The 385-nt window shown below is 42.3% G+C and carries 1 protein-coding gene; it reads left to right on the top strand.

The window, feature by feature from the left end:
- Window positions 1–215 (top strand): DUF4442 domain-containing protein (locus AAEZ00_RS20680; RefSeq protein ID WP_351089751.1); only part of this gene is annotated, 215 nt, incomplete at its 5' end.
- Window positions 216–385 lie beyond the last annotated feature (170 nt).

Raw genomic sequence — 385 nt, 5'->3', positions numbered from 1 at the left:
CATCAATCCCGGCTCATTTACGCTGGATCCCTAAAGGCATGAGCGTTGATTACACCGCCAAAGCGGGCAGCGACATTTTATGTGTGGCAGAGGTAAAACCAGAACAATGGCAAGTGGGTGATATGTTAGTCGACGTAAAAGCCTATGACACTAACGGTGTTGTGGTGGTCCAAGGGCATATTAAGCTATGGATTTCAGAGAAACCTCAAAAATAACTAAGTAATTTAATCACCTTTATTCACTTTTGCTAGGGAAGCATAATGTTAAAAAATGGTCTGGCGCAAGCTAACACAAATCATCTCGGTAAAATCATTCCAGTCGCAGTTTTACTGCTAATGCTGATCAGTTTATATGGCAGCTGGTATACCATTGATCAGGGTGAACG

It is taken from the genome of Shewanella sp. S1-49-MNA-CIBAN-0167, from assembly GCF_040310145.1.
GTDB classification, from domain to species: Bacteria; Pseudomonadota; Gammaproteobacteria; order Enterobacterales; family Shewanellaceae; genus Shewanella; species Shewanella psychromarinicola.
The sequence above is the reverse complement of the archived record's forward strand: the minus strand, read 5'-3'. Positions and strand labels throughout refer to the sequence as shown.